At 66.9% G+C, this 20,066-nt stretch carries 21 protein-coding genes; 4 read left to right on the top strand and 17 right to left on the bottom strand.

Features of this window, described 5'->3' with window-relative positions:
- The 6 genes from infB to H8M03_RS05470 form a co-directional block, all read right to left on the bottom strand.
- Complete coding sequence (gene infB / locus H8M03_RS05495; RefSeq protein WP_187480729.1) at positions 1-2,514, bottom strand: translation initiation factor IF-2; 2,514 nt, start codon at positions 2,512-2,514, stop codon at positions 1-3.
- The gene (locus H8M03_RS05490) at positions 2,511-3,236 is read right to left on the bottom strand and encodes a DUF448 domain-containing protein (protein ID WP_187480728.1); all 726 of its coding nucleotides are present in this window, start codon (positions 3,234-3,236) and stop codon (positions 2,511-2,513) included. Before H8M03_RS05490 ends, infB begins: the two co-directional genes overlap by 4 nt.
- Positions 3,217-4,881: a transcription termination factor NusA gene (gene nusA / locus H8M03_RS05485; RefSeq protein WP_187480727.1), complete on the bottom strand. Its 1,665-nt coding sequence runs from the start codon at positions 4,879-4,881 to the stop codon at positions 3,217-3,219. Before nusA ends, H8M03_RS05490 begins: the two co-directional genes overlap by 20 nt.
- 4 nt (positions 4,882-4,885) lie before the next feature.
- Complete coding sequence (gene rimP, locus H8M03_RS05480) at positions 4,886-5,425, bottom strand: ribosome maturation protein RimP (protein WP_187480726.1); 540 nt, start codon at positions 5,423-5,425, stop codon at positions 4,886-4,888.
- Positions 5,426-5,548: 123 nt separating this feature from the next.
- A complete protein-coding gene (locus H8M03_RS05475) occupies positions 5,549-6,034 on the bottom strand; it encodes an isoprenylcysteine carboxyl methyltransferase family protein (RefSeq protein ID WP_187480725.1) in 486 nt (161 codons plus the stop codon).
- Positions 6,031-7,074, bottom strand: a complete 1,044-nt coding sequence (locus H8M03_RS05470) for a type III polyketide synthase (protein ID WP_187480724.1) — start codon at positions 7,072-7,074, stop codon at positions 6,031-6,033. The genes H8M03_RS05475 and H8M03_RS05470 overlap by 4 nt, the downstream gene beginning before the upstream one ends.
- A 58-nt stretch (positions 7,075-7,132) precedes the next feature.
- On the opposite strand from H8M03_RS05470, the gene H8M03_RS05465 reads away from it, so the two are divergent.
- Positions 7,133-8,287 (top strand): PQQ-dependent sugar dehydrogenase, encoded by a 1,155-nt coding sequence (locus tag H8M03_RS05465; RefSeq protein ID WP_187480723.1) that lies wholly within the window; start codon positions 7,133-7,135, stop codon positions 8,285-8,287.
- On the opposite strand, the gene H8M03_RS05460 is transcribed toward H8M03_RS05465, so the two are convergent.
- Entirely contained in the window at positions 8,284-8,808 is a 525-nt protein-coding gene (locus tag H8M03_RS05460; protein WP_187480722.1) for a hypothetical protein, read from the bottom strand. The genes H8M03_RS05465 and H8M03_RS05460 overlap by 4 nt on opposite strands.
- Positions 8,805-9,503 carry a tRNA (guanosine(46)-N7)-methyltransferase TrmB gene (trmB, locus tag H8M03_RS05455; RefSeq protein ID WP_187480721.1) on the bottom strand — a complete coding sequence of 233 codons (699 nt, stop codon included), beginning with the start codon at positions 9,501-9,503 and terminating at the stop codon, positions 8,805-8,807. The genes H8M03_RS05460 and trmB overlap by 4 nt, the downstream gene beginning before the upstream one ends.
- A 109-nt stretch (positions 9,504-9,612) precedes the next feature.
- Between trmB and H8M03_RS05450 the strand changes: the two genes are divergently transcribed.
- Positions 9,613-10,791 (top strand): GGDEF domain-containing protein, encoded by a 1,179-nt coding sequence (locus H8M03_RS05450; protein ID WP_187480720.1) that lies wholly within the window; start codon positions 9,613-9,615, stop codon positions 10,789-10,791.
- A gap of 46 nt (positions 10,792-10,837) precedes the next feature.
- Positions 10,838-11,425, top strand: coding sequence for a phosphatase PAP2 family protein (locus tag H8M03_RS05445; protein ID WP_187480719.1), 588 nt, complete (start codon positions 10,838-10,840; stop codon positions 11,423-11,425).
- Here the strand turns inward: H8M03_RS05445 and metK are convergent.
- Together metK and lnt are read right to left on the bottom strand one after the other, a co-directional pair.
- Complete coding sequence (gene metK / locus H8M03_RS05440; protein ID WP_187480718.1) at positions 11,422-12,633, bottom strand: methionine adenosyltransferase; 1,212 nt, start codon at positions 12,631-12,633, stop codon at positions 11,422-11,424. The two genes, H8M03_RS05445 and metK, sit on opposite strands and share 4 nt — an antisense overlap.
- A gap of 60 nt (positions 12,634-12,693) precedes the next feature.
- On the bottom strand, positions 12,694-14,220 hold the full coding sequence (lnt, locus tag H8M03_RS05435; protein WP_187480717.1) for an apolipoprotein N-acyltransferase: 1,527 nt from the start codon (positions 14,218-14,220) through the stop codon (positions 12,694-12,696).
- 44 nt (positions 14,221-14,264) lie between these two features.
- Here lnt and H8M03_RS05430 point away from each other — a divergent pair, with 44 nt between their 5' ends.
- On the top strand, positions 14,265-14,687 hold the full coding sequence (locus H8M03_RS05430) for a VOC family protein (RefSeq protein ID WP_187480716.1): 423 nt from the start codon (positions 14,265-14,267) through the stop codon (positions 14,685-14,687).
- On the opposite strand, the gene H8M03_RS05425 is transcribed toward H8M03_RS05430, so the two are convergent.
- From H8M03_RS05425 to H8M03_RS05395, 7 genes are all read right to left on the bottom strand, one after another.
- Complete coding sequence (locus tag H8M03_RS05425) at positions 14,684-15,565, bottom strand: hemolysin family protein (RefSeq protein WP_187480715.1); 882 nt, start codon at positions 15,563-15,565, stop codon at positions 14,684-14,686. The genes H8M03_RS05430 and H8M03_RS05425 overlap by 4 nt on opposite strands.
- Positions 15,565-16,068: an rRNA maturation RNase YbeY gene (ybeY, locus tag H8M03_RS05420; protein WP_187480959.1), complete on the bottom strand. Its 504-nt coding sequence runs from the start codon at positions 16,066-16,068 to the stop codon at positions 15,565-15,567. The genes H8M03_RS05425 and ybeY overlap by 1 nt, the downstream gene beginning before the upstream one ends.
- A complete protein-coding gene (locus tag H8M03_RS05415; RefSeq protein WP_187480714.1) occupies positions 16,068-17,072 on the bottom strand; it encodes a PhoH family protein in 1,005 nt (334 codons plus the stop codon). The genes ybeY and H8M03_RS05415 overlap by 1 nt, the downstream gene beginning before the upstream one ends.
- Complete coding sequence (gene miaB / locus H8M03_RS05410) at positions 17,073-18,380, bottom strand: tRNA (N6-isopentenyl adenosine(37)-C2)-methylthiotransferase MiaB (RefSeq protein ID WP_187480713.1); 1,308 nt, start codon at positions 18,378-18,380, stop codon at positions 17,073-17,075.
- Complete coding sequence (locus H8M03_RS05405) at positions 18,377-19,117, bottom strand: lysophospholipid acyltransferase family protein (protein WP_187480712.1); 741 nt, start codon at positions 19,115-19,117, stop codon at positions 18,377-18,379. Before H8M03_RS05405 ends, miaB begins: the two co-directional genes overlap by 4 nt.
- A 10-nt stretch (positions 19,118-19,127) precedes the next feature.
- Entirely contained in the window at positions 19,128-19,553 is a 426-nt protein-coding gene (locus tag H8M03_RS05400; protein ID WP_187480711.1) for a Fur family transcriptional regulator, read from the bottom strand.
- A gap of 70 nt (positions 19,554-19,623) precedes the next feature.
- Positions 19,624-20,052, bottom strand: coding sequence for a Ros/MucR family transcriptional regulator (locus H8M03_RS05395; protein ID WP_187480710.1), 429 nt, complete (start codon positions 20,050-20,052; stop codon positions 19,624-19,626).
- Positions 20,053-20,066: the final 14 nt, after the last annotated feature.

Below are 20,066 nucleotides of genomic sequence, written 5' to 3'. Positions count from 1 at the left end.
CTACAGCGTCCTTGCGCGTTCCTCGACCTCAAACACCTCCAGGCTGTCGCCCGGCTTGATGTCGTTGGTATCGGCCAAGAGCACGCCGCATTCGAGGCCGGACACAACCTCGGCGACGTCGTCCTTGAACCGGCGGAGCGAGGCGATCGTGGTCTTCGAAACGATCACGTCCTCGCGCGTCAGGCGGGCGTTCAGACCCTTGCGGATGACGCCTTCGAGGACCAGCAGGCCGGCGGCCTTATCCTTCTTGCCCGCCGGGAAGACCTCGCGGACTTCGGCGCGGCCGACGACCGTTTCGATGATCTCTGGCCCAAGCTCGCCGGCCATCGCACCCTTGGCCCAATCGGTCAGGTGATAGATGACGTCGTAATAGCGGAACTCGACATTGCTGCGGGCGGCGACTTCGCGCGCCTTGGCATTGGGACGGACGTTGAAGCCGATGATCGGCGCACCGCTGGCCCCTGCCAGCGTGACGTCGCTTTCGGTGATGCCGCCGACCCCGGCGTGCAGGATGCGCACCTTGATCTCGTCGGTCGACAAGCGGTTGAGCGCGTGGCTGATCGCTTCCAGCGACCCGTGCACGTCGGCCTTGACCACCAGCGGCAGTTCCTTGGTCGTCGATGCATGGCTGGCGAACATGTTTTCCAGGCTGACCGGCGCCGCGGTCGTGCGCTGCTTGTCGAGCACGCCCTGGCGATAGGCCGCGACTTCGCGGGCGCGGGCTTCGTTGTCGACGACCGTGAACGGGTCGCCGGCGGACGGCACCGCTGACAGGCCGAGCACTTCGACCGGGACCGAAGGTCCGGCTTCCTTTACCTGCTTGCCCTTGTCGTCGATCATCGCCCGGACCTTGCCGCTCGACGCACCGGCAACGAACACGTCGCCAACCTTGAGCGTGCCGCGCTGAATGAGCACGGTGGCCAGCGGGCCGCGGCCCTTGTCGAGCTTGGATTCGATGACCGTGCCTTCCGCGTTGCGGTCGGGATTGGCCTTGAGCTCGAGGATTTCGGCCTGCAGGTGAACGGCCTCGAGCAGCTTGTCGAGATTGGTCTTCTGCATGGCGGACACTTCGACATCCTGGACGTCGCCGCCCATCTGCTCGACGATCACCTCGTGCTGCAGCAGCTCCTCGCGAACCTTTTGCGGCTTGGCTTCCGGCTTATCGATCTTGTTGATCGCCACGATCATCGGCACGCCGGCCGCCTTGGTGTGGTTGATCGCCTCGATCGTCTGCGGCTTCAGGCCGTCGTCCGCCGCCACCACCAGGATGACGATGTCGGTGACGTTGGCGCCGCGCGCGCGCATTTCCGTGAAGGCTTCGTGGCCCGGCGTGTCGAGGAAGCTGATCTTCGACTTGTCGGGCAGGGTCACCTGATAGGCGCCGATATGCTGGGTGATGCCGCCAGCTTCGCCGGCAACGACGTCGGCGCCGCGAATGGCGTCGAGCAGCGAGGTCTTGCCGTGATCGACATGGCCCATGATGGTCACCACGGGCGAGCGGGGCTGCATCGTCTCGGGCGCATCGTCGTCGCCGCTGATGCCGATCTCGATGTCGGATTCGCTGACGCGCTTGATGTTGTGCCCGAACTCGGTGACCAGCAGCTCCGCCGTGTCCTGGTCGATGGTCTGGGTCAGCGTGACCGGCATGCCCATCTTGAACAGGGCTTTGACCAGGTCGGCGCCGCGCTCTGCCATGCGATTGGCAAGGTCGGCGACCGTGATCGCCTCCGGCACGATAACGTCGCGCACCTGCTTTTCGCGCGGGCCGGACTGTTCGTGGGCGCGCTTTTCCTTTTCGCGCGCGCGGCGCAGCGCGGCGAGGCTGCGGGCGCGGCTGTCGTCCTCGCCGGACAGCGCCCGGCTGACGGTCAGCTTGCCGCGCTGGCGCTGGTCGTCGCCACGGCCACGCGACGGGCGCGCAGGCTCGGGGCGCTTGGCCGCCGGGGCGTTGCCATGACGGCGGGGACCGCGGTCGTCGTCGGCCTGCGGAGCGGCCGGAGCCGCCGGTTCCGTCGCAGCGCGAGTCTGTTCGGCAGCGGCGTCCTCGGCCTGCTTGCGGGCCGCCTCGGCGGCCTCTTCCTCGGCACGGCGGTTGTCTTCGGCGCGACGGCGCTCGTCCTCGGTCTGCTCGACCTTCGCCTGCTCGTCGCGGCGGCGCGCTTCCTCGGCCATGCGCAGGCGGTCTTCTTCCGCTTCGCGCAGCAGCTGGGTCTGCATTTCCATGCGGCGCGCCTGTTCTTCGGCGGGCGACGCCTTGCGCTCGCGCGGGGCCGGGGTTGCCGGCTTGGGCGGTGCGGGCTTCGGCTTGGGGGCCTCGGCCTCGGGCTCGGGCACCTTGACCGGCTCGGGCGTTTCGCCCGGCTTGCCCAGGATACGGCGCTTCTTCACCTCGACGACGACCGTATTCGATCGGCCGTGGCTGAAGCTCTGCTTCACCTTGCCGGTTTCGACCGTGCGCTTGATGCCCAGCGGCGGCCGGGTGCCAAGTTTCGGCTTTTCGGTCTGGTCGCTCATTCTATTCCTTCAACTTCTGCAGCCGAGCCGGGTCCAAGGGCGGAATCGCCGCCTTGCGAGCCGGCATCGGGGTCAATGAATCTTTGCCACCGGGCAAGCGCTTGCATCACGCGCGCCGCGGCAGCGAGGTCTATCAGGGCAAGATGTACCACATTTTCCCGCCCCAAGGCTAATGACAAGATAGTGCGGTCACAGGGGAATATCACCCCCCGCACCTGGCCTTCGCCAAGCGGGGCCGAGGGCCCCCCGCCGACCCGCCACGCCTGGTCCAGCCGGCGGCGTCCGTCCTCCGCCGCGTCGGCGGCGTGGATCAGCAGGGCGACCTTGCCCGACCGGGCCGCATTCTCGACCTTGTCGGAGCCGCTGATCAGCATGCCGGAGCGTGCTTCCATGCCCAGCCGGTCGAGCGCGTTGCGGCGCAGCGCCTGCTCGGTCAGTTCGGCGAGGTCGGCCGGCACGGTCACGGCGGTCGACTTGAACGCGCGTTGCAGCGCGCCCTTCAGTTTGCCGCTGGCGACCGCTTCCTGAAGCGCGCTCTTCGAAACCGCGATCCAGGCGCCGCGGCCCGGCGCGCGGGCGCGAACGTCCGGGGCGACAGCCCCGTCGGGACCGAGCGCCAGCCGGATCAGATCCTCCTTGCCGCGCTTGGTCCGTGTGAGGACGCAAGTGCGCTCGGGGCTTCGCTCTACGCGATCGGCGGTATCATTCCGGGGATTCCGCATCGGCGGCCTCCCCCTTGTCGTCCTTGGCCGGCTCTTCGTTCTCGGACCCCGACGCGGATGCGTCTTCATCTTCGAACCAATGCGCGCGGGCGGCCATGATGACCTCGTTGCCCTGTTCGTCGGTCAGGCCATAGTCGGACAGGATGCCGCCCTTGTCCTCGGGCCGGGTCGGCGCGTCGGACCGGCGGCGGGGTTCGACCCGCTTCTTCTGCACCAGCTCGTCGGTGGCCAGGTCGGCAAGGTCGTCGAGCGTCTTGATCCCGGCCTTGCCCAGCGTGACCAGCATCTGCTCGGTCAGGTGCGGCATGGTGGCGAGATCGTCCTCGACGCCAAGGCCGCGGCGTTCCTCGCGGGCGGCCGCTTCGCGACGCTCCAGCGCTTCGCCGGCGCGGCTCTGCAGTTCCTTGGCGATATCCTCGTCGAGACCCTCGATCGAGCTGATCTCGTCCTCGGGGACGTATGCCACTTCCTCAAGGCTGGTGAATCCTTCGGCGACCAGCAGCTGGGCCAGCGTCTCGTCGACGTCCAATTCGGTCTGGAACATCTCGGACCGCTCGACGAACTCGCGCTGGCGCTTCTCGGAAGCGTCCGCCTCGGTGAGGATGTCGATCTGCGAGCTGGTCAGCTGCGAAGCAAGGCGCACGTTCTGGCCGCGGCGGCCGATGGCCAGGCTCAACTGGTCGTCGGGAACGACGACTTCGATGCGGCTTTCCTCCTCGTCGATGACGACGCGGCTGACGGTCGCCGGCTGCAGGCCGTTGACGACGAAGGTCGCAAGGTCTTCCGACCAGGGAATGATGTCGATCTTCTCGCCCTGCAGTTCCTGCACGACGGCCTGCACGCGGCTGCCCTTCATGCCGACGCAGGCGCCGACCGGATCGATCGACCCGTCGTGGCTGATCACGCCGATCTTGGCGCGGCTGCCCGGGTCGCGGGCCGCGGCCTTGATCTCGATGATGCCGTCGTAGATTTCCGGCACTTCCTGCGCGAACAGCTTCTTCATGAAGTCGGGGTGGGCGCGGGACAGGAAGATCTGCGGGCCGCGAGCCTCGCGGCTGACGCGCAGGATCAGCGCGCGGATGCGGTCGCCGACGCGAACCATTTCGCGCGGGATCTGCTGGTCGCGGCGGATGACGCCTTCGGCGCGGCCAAGATCGACGACCACGTGGCCGAATTCGACCCGCTTGACGACGCCGGTGATGACTTCGCCCGACCGGTCCTTGAATTCTTCGTACTGGCGCTCGCGTTCGGCGTCGCGGACCTTCTGGAAGATGACCTGCTTGGCGGCCTGGGCGGCGATGCGGCCGAATTCGATCGGCGGCAGCGGGTCGACGATGAAGTCGCCCATCTGCGCATCCTTCTGCAGCTTCTGCGCGCCCTTCAGGTCGACCTGCTTGAAGTGATCTTCCGGCTCCTCGACCACTTCGAGAACCCGCCACAGGCGCAGGTCGCCAGTGGTCGCGTCGAGCTTGGCGCGAATATCGTTTTCGGCACCGTAGCGGGCCCGGGCGGCGCGCTGGATCGCGTCTTCCATCGCCTCGATGACGATGTCCTTGTCGATCAGCTTTTCGCGCGCGACCGCGTCGGCGATCGCAAGCAGTTCGGCCTTGTTGGCGGTCGGTGCCGCGGGGGCTGCGGTGGCCATGGTCTTAGTCCTTCACAGTCTGGATGGTATCGGCGCCCTCGGCACTCAAGGGCGCGGTTGATTGGATCAGCTTGTCGGTCAGCAACAGCTTGGCCGACGCGATGTTCGAAAATTGCACCTGCTTATCGCCCTTGGGCGTCGAAATGGTGACGGTCCCGCCCGCGGTGCCGGCGATCGCGCCGGACAGCTGCTTCGCGCCACCGTCGGGCTCCGCCAGCTTCAGCCGCGCTTCGTGGCCGGACCAGTCGTCGTAATCCTTCAGCCGGGTCAGCGGCCGGTCAATTCCGGGCGAGCTGACCTCCAGCCGATAGGCATGTTCGATCGGATCCTTGCCCGCCGCCTCCAGCGCGTCGAGCTTTTCGGACACCCGGCGCGAGATCGCCTCGCAATCGCCCAGCGTCAGCTGTCGCGTGTCGGGCCGCTCGGCCATCACTTGCAGCGTGGGATCGGACTTGCCGCCGATCATCGCGACGCGCACGAGGTCGAAGCCGAGGCCCTGCAGCTCCGGTTCGATCAGCTTCGTCAACGCTTCGGTATCGGCCAAGCGGTTTCCCTTAATCCAAACGCCTCTCGGACCGGGGCCTTTCGAGCCCCAGCCTCAGCACCACTAACGATGTCGAGGAGAGAAGGCCGATATAGGCGCGTGATCGCAAACCCGCAAGGCGGTTCAGGCGCGCAGCGCGCGCTCTTCCTCGCGGATGCGAATCCACAGGATCGCAGCGTTGAGCAGGCTGAAGATCAGCGCCACCCACGGAAGCTCGAACACCAGCGGCAAAACCGCGATTTCCCCGATCACCACCCAATAGTTCGGATGCGCCAGGATCTTGTACGGGCCGCGCTTCACCAGCGGCTCGCCGGGCAGGACGATGATCCGCGTCGTCCACCGCGGCCCAAGCGTTGCCAGCACCCAGATGCGCGCCGCCTGCAAAAGCACGAACATCGCCAGCCAGAACATGTCGACGTCGCGGGCCGGCGCCAGCACCCACAGGGTCGCCAGCCACGCCGCGTGGAGGAGGACGATCAGCGGGTAATGGCCGGGGGCATGCTCGCGTGCGCCGCGTTCGAGCAGGCGGGCAGTGTTGCGCCGGGCCAGCACCAGCTCGAGCAATCGCTCGAGCGTGACGAAGGCCAGGATCGCGACCGGCCAAGTCATGCGGCCTCCAGCACCAGGCCGGAGCAGGTGAAGCCCGGGCCGAAAGCGGTCAGCAGAACCCTCTTGGGCAGCCCGCGCGCAATCAGCCGTTCAAGCACGAATAGCACGGTCGGTGCGCTCATGTTGCCGAAGTCGCGCAGCACTTCACGCTCGATGTTAAGCTCGCCCTGCGGCAATTCGAGCGCCTGCTCAATCGCGTCGATCACCTTGACCCCGCCGGGGTGAGAACAGAGGCGGTCGATGTCACCGAGCGTCAGTCCGAGCGAGCCCAGCATCTCATCGACCGCGGGGCGCAGATTGTCTTCGATGAAGGGCGGGATGGCGCGGTCGAAGACGACGGCGAGGCCGGGGTCCTCGACATTCCAGCCCATGATCCGCTGCGTTTCCGGCCACAGCTTTTCCGCCGCGCCGGTGACCTGCCCGATGCAATGCGCGCCGCTGCGCAGCACGGCGGCTGCCGCGCCGTCGCCGAACAAGGCCGTGGCGACGACCGCCGCCGGATCGTCGCTTTCCAGCCGGATGGAGATGGAACAGGTCTCGACGCAGACGAACAGCCAGTTGGTGCCGGGCTCCGCGCTGGCCAGTCGCGCCGCGGTGGCGAGGCCGCTGACTCCGCCGGCGCAGCCCAGCCCGAACACGGGCACCCGCCGCACGTCGGACCGAAGGCCGAGGCGCGGACCGGCGCGCGCCTCGATGCTGGGCGTGGCGATACCGGTAGTGGAAACGAACACGACGCCGTCGATATCGCCGGGCTCCAGCCCCGCCTTGGCAATGGCGGCCGCGGCGGCCTCCGCGAACAGCGCCTGCGCCGCGTCGAGATAGAGCGTGTTGCGGTCCTGCCAGCCGTGCGGCCGTTCATACCAGTCGGCCGGCGCGACCAGGTGACGCTTGGCGATGCCGGCGTTGTCGAACACGCCCGACAGTCGGTCGAACAAGTTGGTGCGCTTGAACGCCTTGCGGCCGAGCCGCTTGGCCTCGTCCTGGTCGATGACGTTGGGCGGGACGGCCGTGGCCAGGGAAAGTAGGCTGCAGGCGAGCATGATCTCGACTAGACAGAATGGAGGGCACCTTAGTTCCGCTCAGGAGTATAAAGACCGTATGACCCTTCGATCCTTGCTGTCGCCCCTGGTCCTCGCCGTTGCCGCTTGCGGCGCGAGCGGGTCCGGGACTGCCCAACCCAGCGCGCAGAACGCCGGGACCACGGAGGGCGCGCGGCCTTTCACCACGGCCGAAGTCGCTTCTTTCGACGATCCCTGGGCGATCTCCTTCATTCCGGGCAGCGGCGTCCCGCTCACCAACCAGGCACTCGTCACCGAAAAAGGCGGCAAGCTGTGGCTGGTCGACGTCGCCACGGGCAAACGGCAGGAAGTCGGTGGAGTGCCCGCGGTTCACGTCGCGGGGCAGGGCGGCCTTGGCGATGTCGTCGTGCATCCCGACCATGCGGGCAATCACCGCGTCTACCTCAGCTTCGTCGAGCGTGGCGCGGACGGCACCAGCGGCGCCGCGATCGGCTATGGCACGCTGGTTTTCGCCGGGCCGGCCGTGCCGAGCGGACCGGTGGCCGCGCAACTGACCGATTTTAAGGTGATCTGGCGCCAGGATCCCAAGGTCGACGGCAATGGCCACTTTTCTCACCGTATCGCCTTCGCACCTGACGGTACAATGTTCATTTCTTCCGGCGACCGGCAGAAAATGCAGCCGGCACAGGACCGCAATGTCGACCTTGGCAAGATCATTCACCTCACCGCGGAGGGCGAACGGATCGACGGCCGCTGGTACTCGATGGGTCACCGCAACGTGCTGGGCCTGGCCTTCGACGCGCAGGGCCGGCTGTGGAACAGCGAAATGGGACCGAAAGGCGGCGATGAGATCAATTTGATCGCCAAGGGCAAGAATTACGGCTGGCCCCTGGCGTCCTACGGCAGCCATTACGATGGCGCCGACATTCCGGACGATCACAAGGGCCGCGGATACGAAGAGCCGAAGGTGTGGTGGACGCCGTCGATCTCGCCGGCCGGGCTGATGATCTACAAGGGTACGAAGTTCGCCGGCTGGACCGGGGATGCCCTCGTCCCGGCGCTATCGGGCCATGCGCTGATCCGCGTCGACCTTGACGGCGATACGGCGCGCAAGGGCGACCAATGGGAAATGGGCTCTCGCATCCGTGCGGTCAGCGAAGGGCCCGAAGGATCGGTGTACCTCCTGGAGGACGGCAACCCCGGCCGGCTGCTCAGGCTCGAACCGGCCGGCTAACGCGCCGCCTTGCCCAGCTTGCGCGCCTCGTCGAGAATCAGGGCGAGGCCGCCTTGCTGCTCGGCGAACAGCTTCTCGCACATCGACCACATCAGCATGTCGCCGCGTCCGGTCATGAAACGCTCTTCCGCCGCGTAATCCGCCGGGTTCGCCTCGATCTCCTGCGGGCTGAACAGGACGACGACCGCGCGCTCCCCGGCTGCCGGGCCGGCATCGCAATCGCTGTACGATGTCGTGACGACCGACCCTTCGCCCAAGGAGGCGAATCGGCGATATTCGTGAAAGGTCGCCGGCGCCTGACCGGCGAGCAGACGGATCACCCGGTATCGTTCCGGGGTCATGGTGGCGGCGTCCATGTCCGCGATTTGCTCGACCTCGGCCACCGCCACGGCGCGCTCGGCGATCGCCCGGGCGAAGTCGCGTTTTTGCTCTTCGGTCTGCGGTCCCAGGCACACGCAGGCCTGTGCGGCTCCGGGCAGCGCGAAGAGGGAGATCAGGCCAGCCAGCATCCACCGCATCATCGCCTCCGATAGCGAAGGTAATAGGGTCGGCGGCCCTCCCGCCGGGATTTGGCGCCGTAGCGCGTTTCCATCCATCCGCCCGGCGGATTAAGAAAATCTGACGGCGTCCGCGCCAGCCATTCGAACTGCCCGCCATGGCTGGCCATCACCATCAGCGTCCATTCGAGATAGACGGGATGGTCGGTCGCGATCCGCAGCTCGCCGCCAGCCTTTAACTTGGCCGCGATCAGGTCGACGGGCCCATCGTTGACCATCCGCCGCTTAGCGTGGCGCGCCTTGGGCCACGGGTCGGGGTGGAGCAGGTAAACGAAGGACAGCGCGCCGTCGGGCACGCGGCGCAATACCTCCAGCGCATCGCCCCGCCACAGCCGAACATTGGCCAGATGCTTGTCGCGGATATGGCCGAGCACGGTGGCAACGCCATTGAGGAAGGGCTCGCAGCCGATGAAACCGTGATCGGGAAGCATGTCGGCACGGTCGGCCAGATGCTCGCCGCCACCGAACCCGATTTCGAAATGCAGCGGCCGGTCTTCGCCGAACAAGGCGGCGGCCGTGACGTCGCCATCCTGCGGCACTTCAAGTTGTGGCAACAGCCGCTCGACCAGCGCCTGCTGGCCCTTGCGCAGCTTGTGCCCGCTCGATCGGCCGTACAGCCGATTGAGCGTGGTCGGGTCGCCTGGCTTGTGCGCGGTCATCGGGCGGCGGCTAGCCGTCCGGCGCCGCCGCTTCAAGGCGCGGGCTTCCACTCCGAATAGGGTTGGCCGGTAGTGGAACCGTAACCATGGCTGGACTATTCAGACGGCGATGCTGGACTCCCGCATCCTGTTCGCGCTTATCCCGGCTATTTTCGCAGTCTTCGCCATCGCCCTGGCGATGCTGGCAATGGTCGACAGGCGCATTCTCGCCGCCCGCTGGGGCGCGGCGGCGTTCGCGCTCGCCTGTCTTGGGGTGACGCTCGATGCGATACGCCCGCCGGGACACAGCTGGTCGCTTTTCTACCTCCACCTTGCCGTCGTCGCCGCGTTCGCCAAGGCGCTCGCGGCGCGCCATCGGTTGAGCTTCCCGATCATCGTCGGTGCGCTTCTGATCGGTACCGCGCTGGCGTGCGGAACGCTCAATTTCCTCGGCGCGTCGCTGCAGGTTCGGCAGACCACGTTCAACGTCGGCCTGTTCGCGGCGCTGACCGCGCTGGCGGTTGAAAGCTGGCGCTGGGGCCACCGCCGGACGGCCGACAGGTTCATCATCGCGATCGTCTCTGGTCTTGCCGCCAGCTACGCGTTGCGTGTCGTCTATCTGCACGCCTTCCCGGTCGGCGACGAACTGTCGGCGCAGCCCAACTTCTTCTCCATCGACGTCAACCTCGTCTTTCATTTCATCATGGGGCTGACCGGTCTGTCCGCCGGGTTGTTGCTGATCTTCGTCATCGGTCACGACGTCATCAAGGCTCAGGCCAACCGCCTGATGCTCGATCCGCTGACCCAGCTCGGCAACCGCCACGCGCTGGCGCAGGCGGTGGCGGCGGACAACGCCGGCGAATGGGAATGCTGCGGCGCGATCTCCATGGACCTCGACAAGTTCAAGCTGGTTAACGACGGCTATGGCCATGCCATCGGCGACCAGTTGCTGGCGGGCGTCGGCGCCGCGCTCAACCGCGTGGTTGGCTTCGGCGGGCGCCTGTTCCGCATCGGGGGCGACGAATTCCTGATGCTGGTGGAAGGCAAATATTGCGAGCGCATCGCGGCCATCGCGCAGGAGGCTCATGACGCCATCGCCGCCGTGCGGCTGGACGGGCGCGGCCGGCCGGTACGCGCCAGTGCGAGCGTTGGCATCTACCTGCGCCGCGACGGGCAGACGATCGAGGACATGCTCGAAAAGGCGGACCGTGCGATGTACGCCGCAAAGGCCGCAGGCCGCGACCAGGTCATGGGCTTCGACGATGCGCCGGAAACCCGGCTGACGCTGGTGGGCGGCTCCGACGCCTGAGGATCGCCAGCCGGCACTTACCGTTCGCCCGGGTCGTTAGGGGCCAATGGCAAAACGCTCTTCCCGCAAGCTTCATCCGGTCGAAAAGGCCGATCTCGCGACGGCGGAAACGGTTCGGGTCGGTCCGCAATCTGCGGAGGCGAAGCTGCTCGGGCAATTCGCCGAATTGGGCGACCAGCCGCCGCTGATCGCGGCGTGCGCCGGGGTGCTTGCGGTCGGCCTTGGCCGCGGCGATGCAAGGATGGTGCGGACGGCGCTCCACATGCTCGCCGCGCACGGTTTCGCGACGGCCGCCAAGTCGATGGTCAAGGACCGCATCGACCGCACGCGGCCGGGCGTCGCGCGCAAGGGAAATTACAAATTGAAAGAAGGCGCCAGCAAGGCAGGCGGAATGCGATCAATGCCTTCCGGCCATAGCGCGGGGCTGGCCGCCGTGGCCGCTGCCGTGGCGCGCGAGTATCCCGAAGCGGCATTGCCGGTCGGGGCTGCGGCCGCGTCGGTTGCCGCCGCTCAATTGCCCAGCGAAAATCACTTCCTCAGCGATGTTGCCGTCGGAATCGCCATCGGCCTCGCGGCCGAATCCGCGGTCGGGCTGCTGCTCAAAGCGGCCGCGGCGGCCGACGCGAAGGATTAGTTCAGCGCAGCCTTGAGGTCGTCGACCAGGTCGGTTTTTTCCCACGGGAACAAGTCACCCTCGGCCTGCCGGCCAAAGTGGCCGTAGGCCGCGGTCTTTTCGTAGATCGGCTTGTTGAGCTGCAGGTGCGTCCGGATGCCGCGCGGGGTCAGGCCGCCAAGCTTGTCGATCTTGCCGATCGCTTCTTCCAGCTTGCTGTCCTCGACCGTGCCGGTGCCGTGCGTATCGACGTAGAGCGACAGCGGCTTGGACACGCCGATGGCATAGGCAAGCTGGATCGTGCAGCGCGTGGCAAGGCCCGCCGCGACAATGTTCTTGGCAAGGTAGCGCGCGGCGTAAGCGGCCGAACGATCGACCTTGGTCGGGTCCTTGCCCGAAAAGGCGCCGCCGCCGTGCGGGGCCGCCCCGCCGTAGGTGTCGACGATGATCTTGCGGCCGGTCAGGCCGGCGTCGCCGTCGGGCCCGCCGATCTCGAAGCTGCCGGTCGGGTTGATGTGATAGACGGTCTCGTTCCCCAGCAACTGCGCCGGCAGGACGTCGGCGACGACGTCCTTCACATAAGCGTGAAGCTCGGCTTCCTTGGTGCCTTCGTCATAGCCCTTGGCATGCTGAGTCGACACGACGATCGCGGTCGCCTTGGCCGGCTTGCCATCCTCGTAGCGAAGGGTGACCTGACTCTTGGCGTCGGGCTCCAGGAACGGGGCCTTGCCGCTGTGGCGGTCAGCCGCCATCCGCTCGAGAATCTTGTGGCTGTAATATAGCGTGGCCGGCATCAGGTCGGGCGTTTCGTCGCAGGCGAAGCCGAACATGATGCCCTGGTCGCCCGCGCCTTCATCCTTGCTCTCGCCGGCGTCGACGCCCTGCGCGATATGCGCGGACTGCGGATGCAGGTGGTTGGCGAAGTCGAGGCGGTCCCAGTGAAAGCCGTCCTGCTCGTAACCGATCTTCTTGACCGTATCGCGGACCGCGCGTTCGATTTCCTCGCGCACGCCCGGGGCCCAATTGCCTTCCTGGTCCATGATCCCCTTGCCGCGGATTTCGCCCGACAGGACGACGCGGTTGGTGGTGGTCATGGTTTCGCAGGCCACGCGGGCTTCGGCGTCCTTGGACAGGAACAGGTCGACGATGGCGTCGCTGATCTGGTCGGCGACCTTGTCCGGATGACCTTCGGAAACGGATTCGGAAGTGAAAAGATAGTTGCTGCGCATCGCTGAAACCAAGTCCCCAGGAGACGCCGCGACGTTCGCGGCCGTGATATAAAGGATTCGTTATGTGTGCCGATAGCGCCGGCTCCCGGCGAGGGCAATGGCGCCGAGAAGCAGCAGCGCGGAAAGCAGCAACGGGACGACATTGCCGAACCGGCCGAACAGCGTCGGCTGCGGCGATGGCGGCGGCAGGTTGGTGTCGATCACGCCCGCCTGGCGCCAGCCGATCTGCTGCACCACGTGACCGCGGCCGTCGATCACCGCACTGATCCCGGTCGGCGTGGCGCGAACCACCGGCAAGCCTTCTTCGGCGGCGCGCAGCCGCGCCTGCGCCAGATGCTGCGGCGGTCCCCAACGGCCGAACCAGGCGTCGTTCGACGGATTGAAGATGAAGTCCGGACGGTTGGCCTTGTCCGCAACATGGCCGGAAAAGATGATTTCGTAGCAGACTTGGATGCCGATCTTGCCCCAATTGGGCAGCTCGACGCTGCGCGGGCCGGGGCCGGCGCTGAAGTCGGTGTCGCCCGGGACCAGCCGCGACAGTCCGAGCGGGGTGAGCAGGGCGCGCATTGGCAGATATTCGCCATACGGGACGAGGTGCGCCTTGTCGTATCGTGCCAGCGCCCGTCCGCCGGGGGCGATGACGAACACGCTATTGGTGGCGCCGCTGACGTTCTGCCCGTCCGCCGACTGGAGAGATATGCCGCCGGTCAGCAGCGCCTCGCCATTTTGCAGCGACTGCGCCGCGCGCGACCGTTCGAACGCAGCGAAGGCGGACGCCGGGCCGGCGCGATCGTCCTGCAGCGGCTGGGTCACCGCGGCTTCCGGCCACAGCAGCAGGTGCGGGTGTTCGCCGCCCGGCGTCTGCGACAATTGGGCCAGCTTGCGGGCCGCCTCCTCGGCGAATTCCGGCCGCCACTTCTGCTCCTGCCCGATATTGGGCTGGACCACGCGGATCGGCTTCAACAGCAACGGCGTTTCGGGCACCGGAGAGGAAGGCAGCAGCCACAGCAATGCGGTGGCGAAGGCGATAGCGACGCCGGGCAGGAACTTGCGCTTGATCTCCAGCCAGATGACCGCGCCCAGCAACACGGTCAGCGCCGACAAGCCGTAGGTGCCGATCAGCGCTGTCGTGCCGAGCAATGGCGTCGGCACCAGCGCCGCGCCTACCGGATTCCATGCGAAGCCCGTGAAGATCCCGGCGCGCAGCCATTCGGTGATCGCCCAGCCGCCGGCGAGCGCGAAGGAACGGGCGATTTCATTGTCCTTGCCGATCCGCCACGCGAGGCCCGCCGCGAGCGCCGGGTAAACGGCAAGGTAAAGCGACAGCAGCACCACTGCGATCCAGCCGAGCCACGCCGGCATCGCCGCCTGGAAACCGAAGGCCGTGGCAATCCAGTTGAGGCCGACGACGAACTGGCCGACGCCGAAGATCCAGCCGACCAGCAGCGCGCGGCGGAGCGTCTGGGCCTGGGACAGCAGCCAGAGCAGCACGGCGAAGGCGACCGGCATCAGCAGCCACACGCCCACCGGCTCGAACGCGAAGGCGGACGCGGCGCCGGTCAGCAGGGCGTAAAGCAGGATGCGCATTTTGCGTCATTGCTTCGGTGCGCGGCCAATGACAATGCCGGCAAATGAGCCTGCCACCCTTCCATCTCGCTTTTCCCGTCGACGACCTTCCCGCCGCGCGTGCATTCTACGGCGGCCTGCTGGGCTGTCCGGAGGGCCGCAGCAGCGCTGAATGGATCGACTTCAACCTCTACGGTCACCAGATCGTCGCGCACCTGGCGCCGGGATCGGTGCGGCCGCGGGCGAGCAACGCGGTCGACGGCGACGACGTGCCGGTGCCGCATTTCGGGATTGTCCTGTCGGTCGACGACTGGCGCCGGCTGGCCGAACGGCTGGTGGCAGCGAAGATCGACTTCGTGATCCCGCCGACGGTGCGTTTCGAAGGCCAGCCGGGCGAGCAGGCGACGATGTTTCTGCTCGATCCCGCCGGCAATGCGCTGGAGTTCAAGGCGATGGCGAAACCCGAAAACCTGTTCGCGAAAGCCTAATCTTCGGCGGCGACCTCGGCCTCCGGCTGATGCAGCCGGACGCGAAGGATGCGCCGCGGATCGGAATCGACCGCTTCTAGGCGCCAGCCCGACGGGTGAAGCACCGATTCACCCCGCGCCGGAATGTGGCCCGAAAGCAGGAAGACCAGGCCGCCAAGCGTATCGACCTCGTCTTCTTCCCACGTCAGGCGCGCATCGACGCTCTCGGCCAGCTCTTCCAGCTCGATCCGGGCGTCGGCTTCCCACACGCCATCAGCCAGTCGGGTCAGCATGCCCGCTGCCTCGATATCGTGCTCGTCCTCGATTTCGCCGACGATTTCCTCGACAACGTCCTCGATCGTCACCAATCCTTCGGTGCCGCCGAACTCGTCGACCACGACGGCCAGGTGGATGCGCTCGGCGCGCATCCGCGCCAGAAGGTCGATGACGCCCATCGATTCGGGGACGAACAGCGGGTTGCGCATCATCGCCTGGATGGAGCGGTCGCGGGCCGGGTCGATCAGCGCGGCGAACAGGTCCTTGATGTGAATCATGCCGATTATCTCGTCGAGGCTTTCGCCATAGACGGGCAAGCGGCTGTGCTCGGCCTCGGCGAAGGCTTGGACCAGATCGTCGAAGGCGATCGTCGCCGGGACAGACACGATGTCGCCGCGCGTAACGCATATGTCGCCCGCGGTCTCGTCGCCGAAGTGCAATAGGTTGCGCAGCATCTGCCGTTCGACCGGGGTCAGGTCGCCGGCGACGGGGTGCGAATCTTCCGCCTCGTCGATCGCGTCCTCGATCTCGTCGCGCAGTGTGGGCGTGCCTTCGTTGCCGAAGATCAGGGCGCGCATGCCGCGCCACAGCCGCGATCCGCCGTCGTCGCTTCGGCTCGCCATCAGCCGCGGTCCCCGTAAGGGTCGGCAATGCCCAGCCGGCCAAGGGCGCGCACCTCGCGCGCCTCCATGGCGTCGGCCGCGGCGTCGTCGCCATGGTCGTCACCAAGCAGGTGCAGGGTGCCGTGGACCACCAAGTGCGCCGCGTGGTGATCGAGCGGGATCGCTTTTTCCTCCGCTTCGCGGATGCAGACCCCGCGCGCCAGCACGATGTCGCCCAACATCACTTCGGGTCCGTCCTCGGCCAGTTCGGCAAGTTCGTCCGGCTCGGCCTGCGGAAAGGACAGGACGTTGGTCGGCTTGTCCTTGCCGCGCCATTGCGCATTGAGAGCGCGAACGTCCTCGTCGCTGGTCAGGCGGACCGACAGTTCGACCGCGCGGGGCGAACTGGCCAGCTGCGGGAAGGCGCTTTCGGCGATGGCGGCTTGGGCGGCGGCGCGCACCAGCGCGTCCCAGCCGGTGCTACTGTCCCAGTCCGGATCGGCGTCGATGGCGATGTCCAGCATCATTGTCCCGGCCCTTCATAGGCCTCGACGATGCGTCCGACCAGCGGGTGGCGGACGACGTCGGCCGTGGTGAAGGGAACGACGGCGATGCCCTGCACTCCCTCAAGGCGCGTGACGGCGTCGTGCAGGCCGGACTTGCCGGGCTCGGGCAGGTCGACCTGCTTGGGGTCGCCGCAAATGACCATCCGGCTGCGCATGCCGAAGCGGGTCAGGAACATCTTCATCTGCGCGGGCGTGGTGTTCTGCGCCTCGTCGAGGATGATGAACGCATCGTTGAGCGTCCGGCCACGCATGAAGGCGATCGGGGCAATCTCGATCTCGCCCGACGCGATGCGGCGTTCGACCTGCTCGGTCGGCAGCATGTCGTACAGCGCGTCGTACAGCGGGCGGAGATAGGGATCGACCTTCTCCTTCATGTCGCCGGGCAGGAAGCCGAGCCGCTCGCCGGCCTCGACCGCCGGGCGCGACAGGATCAGCCGGTCGACGCTTCCCGAAATCAGCTGCGACACCGCCTGCGCGACGGCGAGATAGGTCTTGCCGGTACCGGCCGGCCCAAGCGCGAAGATCATGTCGGCGCGCGACAACGCTTCCATGTAGACCGTCTGCGTCGGCGAGCGCGGGACGATGGTCTTCTTGCGCGTGCGGATCATCACTCGCGGCGGGGAGGCGACCTCATCGTTGATGATCCCGTCGAGGCTCGGCTGCGCGGCCATGCCGAGCACGGCCTGGACCGCTTCTGCGTCGATGTCGTGGCCCTGCTCGAGCCGCTTGTAGAGGCCGACCAGAACATCACGGGCGCGCGATGCGGCGTCGGCCTCGCCCTCGATCTGCACGCGATTGCCGCGCGCGGCGATGTGCACGCCCAGCCGGCTTTCGATGGTGATCAGGTGGCGATCGTAATCGCCGAACAGCGGGCCGAGCAGGTAGGGCTCGTCGAATTCCAGTTCGAGCCGGGCGCGGCCAGGTTCGTTGGCCGGTGCGGGGGCTCCGTCACGGCGCGACATTCAGGCGGCGTCCTGTCGGAGCAGCGCGCCGGTCATGCTGTTGGGACCGGCCGCGGTCAGCGTGACGTCGAGCATCGTGCCTGGCGCCGCGTCGGTCTGCACGTGAACCGACTGAAGCCAGGGAGAGCGGCCGATCATCTGGCCGGCACGGCGGCCCGGCCGTTCGATCAGCAACCGGGTGTCGAGCCCGGCGGTGGAGCGGTTGAATGCGAGCTGGTGCCCGGCAATGCGTGACTGCAGGCGCTGCAGCCTGTCCTCCATGACTTCGCGGGGAATCTGGTCCTCCATGGTCGCTGCCGGAGTGCCCGGCCGCGCGCTATATTTGAACGAATAGGCCGAAGCGTAGCGAACCGCATCGACAATCTGCAGCGTCGCTTCGAAATCCGCCTCGGTCTCGCCGGGGAAGCCGACAATGAAGTCGCCCGAAATGGCGATGTCGGGACGCGCCGCGCGAACCTTCTCGATCGTCCGCAGGTAGCTGTCGGTGGAATGGCTGCGGTTCATCGCTCGCAGGATGCGGTCGCTGCCCGACTGCACCGGCAGGTGAAGATATGGCATCAGCTCCGCCACGTCGCCATGCGCCGCGATCAGGTCGTCGCCCATGTTGACCGGATGGCTGGTGGTGTAGCGCAGCCGCTCCAGCCCCTCGATGCCGGCCAGGAAGCGAATAAGGTCGGCCAGCGTGCGCCCGCCATGTTCCCACGCGTTGACGTTCTGGCCCAGCAGGACGATTTCGCGCGCGCCGCCGTCGACCAGCGCGCGGGCCTCGGCGACGATGTGGTCCCACGGCCGTGAGATTTCGGCGCCGCGGGTGTACGGCACGACGCAGTAGGTGCAGAATTTGTCGCAGCCTTCCTGAACGGTGAGGAAGGCGCTCGGAGTCGCCCGGCGGCGCCTGGGTAGCGCGTCGAACTTGGAAATTGCCGGCATGTCGGTGTCCACCGGCCGCGCGCCGCGCGCCGCTTCGGCGACCATCTCCGGCAGGCGGTGGTAGGCTTGCGGGCCGACGACGATGTCGATCATCTCTGACCGCCGCTTGGCCTCCGCGCCCTCCGCCTGTGCGACGCAGCCGGCGAGCGCGACCATCGGCCTGGTCCCGTCTTCGCGGCGGAGGCGGCCGACGTCGGAATAGGCTTTCTCCGCCGCTTTCTCGCGAATGTGGCAGGTGTTGAGGACGACAAGGTCGGCGTCGTCGCGGTCACCGACTGCGGACAGGCCGCGTTCGGCCAGCATCTCGCCGATGCGGTCGCCGTCATACACGTTCATCTGGCAGCCGAAGCTTTTGATCTTGAATGTCTTGGGGGTCATTGACCCTTGCCTATAGGCGACTGGCGGGGCGACTTGAAGAGAGCGGATTCGATGGCGTCGCGCGCGGCCTCCGAAAGCCGCTTGCGGTCGGTCGAGGGCGGCAGCGGGTCGAGCAGGCGCACGGTGACCGGGATCGGGCGTGTCCGGCCGAGCATGCGGAGCACGTTGTCCAGCCCCGGCTCGTCGACCCAGCCGATTTCCGCCGCCGCCGGGCCGAAATCGATCGCCACCGGGCGCACGACCGCACCATCGGGCAGCGGCGTGACCGCGGCGAACAGGGTCGACCGGAAGGGCAGCAGGTGCGTCCCCGGACCGGTCGTACCTTCCGGAAACAGCGCCAGCGGCTGCGAATTGCGCAGCTGGCTTGCGATCGCCTGTGCCTGGGCGTGCGAATTGCGGCGTTCCTCGCGGCGAACGTAAAGCGTTGCGTTCTGGTCGGCGAGCCAGTGGATCGCCGGATGGCCAAGCTCCGCCTTGGACACGAAAGCACAACCGGTCGCGGCCGCCATCACCGGAATGTCGAGCCAGCTGGTGTGATTGCAGGCGAGCAGCGTGCGCGGGCTCGGCGGAGTGCCCTCCACCCGGATTCGCGCACCGCAAATCCACGCCACGCCGGTCAGGAACCGCTGCGGCCAGCGCGACCGGCCGAGCAGGGCCTTCGACAGCAAATGGGGTGGCAGGCAGGCCATCAGCAGCACGGCCAAAGCGACCAGTCGCAGGACGGCGACAGCGGTCACGCCGCGAGCTTTAGCGGTCGCGGTCGAGGGCGACGCCGTACAGCTCCATGCGATGATCGACGAGGCGGAAGCCGAGCTTTTCGGCGATGCGCTTCTGCAGGGCCTCAAGCTCTTCGTCGACGAATTCGACGACCTTGCCGGTTTCGACGTCGATCAGGTGATCGTGATGTTCGTCCGACGCGGCCTCGTAGCGCGCGCGGCCGTCACCGAATTCGTGGCGGGCGAGAATTCCTGCCTCCTCGAACAGGCGGACGGTGCGGTAGACGGTGGCGATGGAGATCTTCGGATCGACTGCCGCGGCCCGCTCATGGAGTGTCTCGACGTCGGGATGATCTTCGGATTCGGACAGGATGCGGGCGATCACCCGGCGCTGTTCGGTAATCCTCAACCCCTTGTCGGCGCACAAGGCTTCGACGTCGATGACTGCGTGGCTCATGGGCGTAACGTAAGGATGGCCAGCCGCGCGGTAAAGAGAAGGGGCGCCCGCAGGCGCCCCCTTTTTTTCGTTACTTCTTGCCGCCGCGGGTGCGCCGCCGCTTGGTGCCGAGGCCGATCGACTTGGCCAGCGTGCGCCGTTGTTCGGCGTAATTGGGCGCCACCATCGGGTAATCGTTGGCCAGGTTCCACTTCTGCCGGTAGTCGGCCGGGGTCATCTCATGGTTGGTCATCAGATGACGCTTGAGCATCTTCTGCTTCTTGCCGCATTCCAGGCAAGTAATGGAATCGGGCTTCACCGAAGCGCGGATGGAGACTTTCGGCTCCTGCTTTTCTTCCACGGCCGAAGCGGAACCGGCAATTCCGTTAAGCGCGTCGTGGACATTCTGGATAAGCGTCGGAAGGTCGCTGACGGCCACGCTGTTATTACTGACATGGGCGGCGACGATATCCGCGGTAAGGGTCAGTAACGTATCTTCATTATTGTCGGTGTCAGCCATTATTTATTCTCCGA

Source organism: Sphingomonas sabuli (assembly GCF_014352855.1).
In the GTDB taxonomy this organism is placed as follows: domain Bacteria; phylum Pseudomonadota; class Alphaproteobacteria; order Sphingomonadales; family Sphingomonadaceae; genus Sphingomicrobium; species Sphingomicrobium sabuli.
Note: the sequence above shows the minus strand (reverse complement) of the source record. Positions and strands in the feature narration are given on the sequence as shown.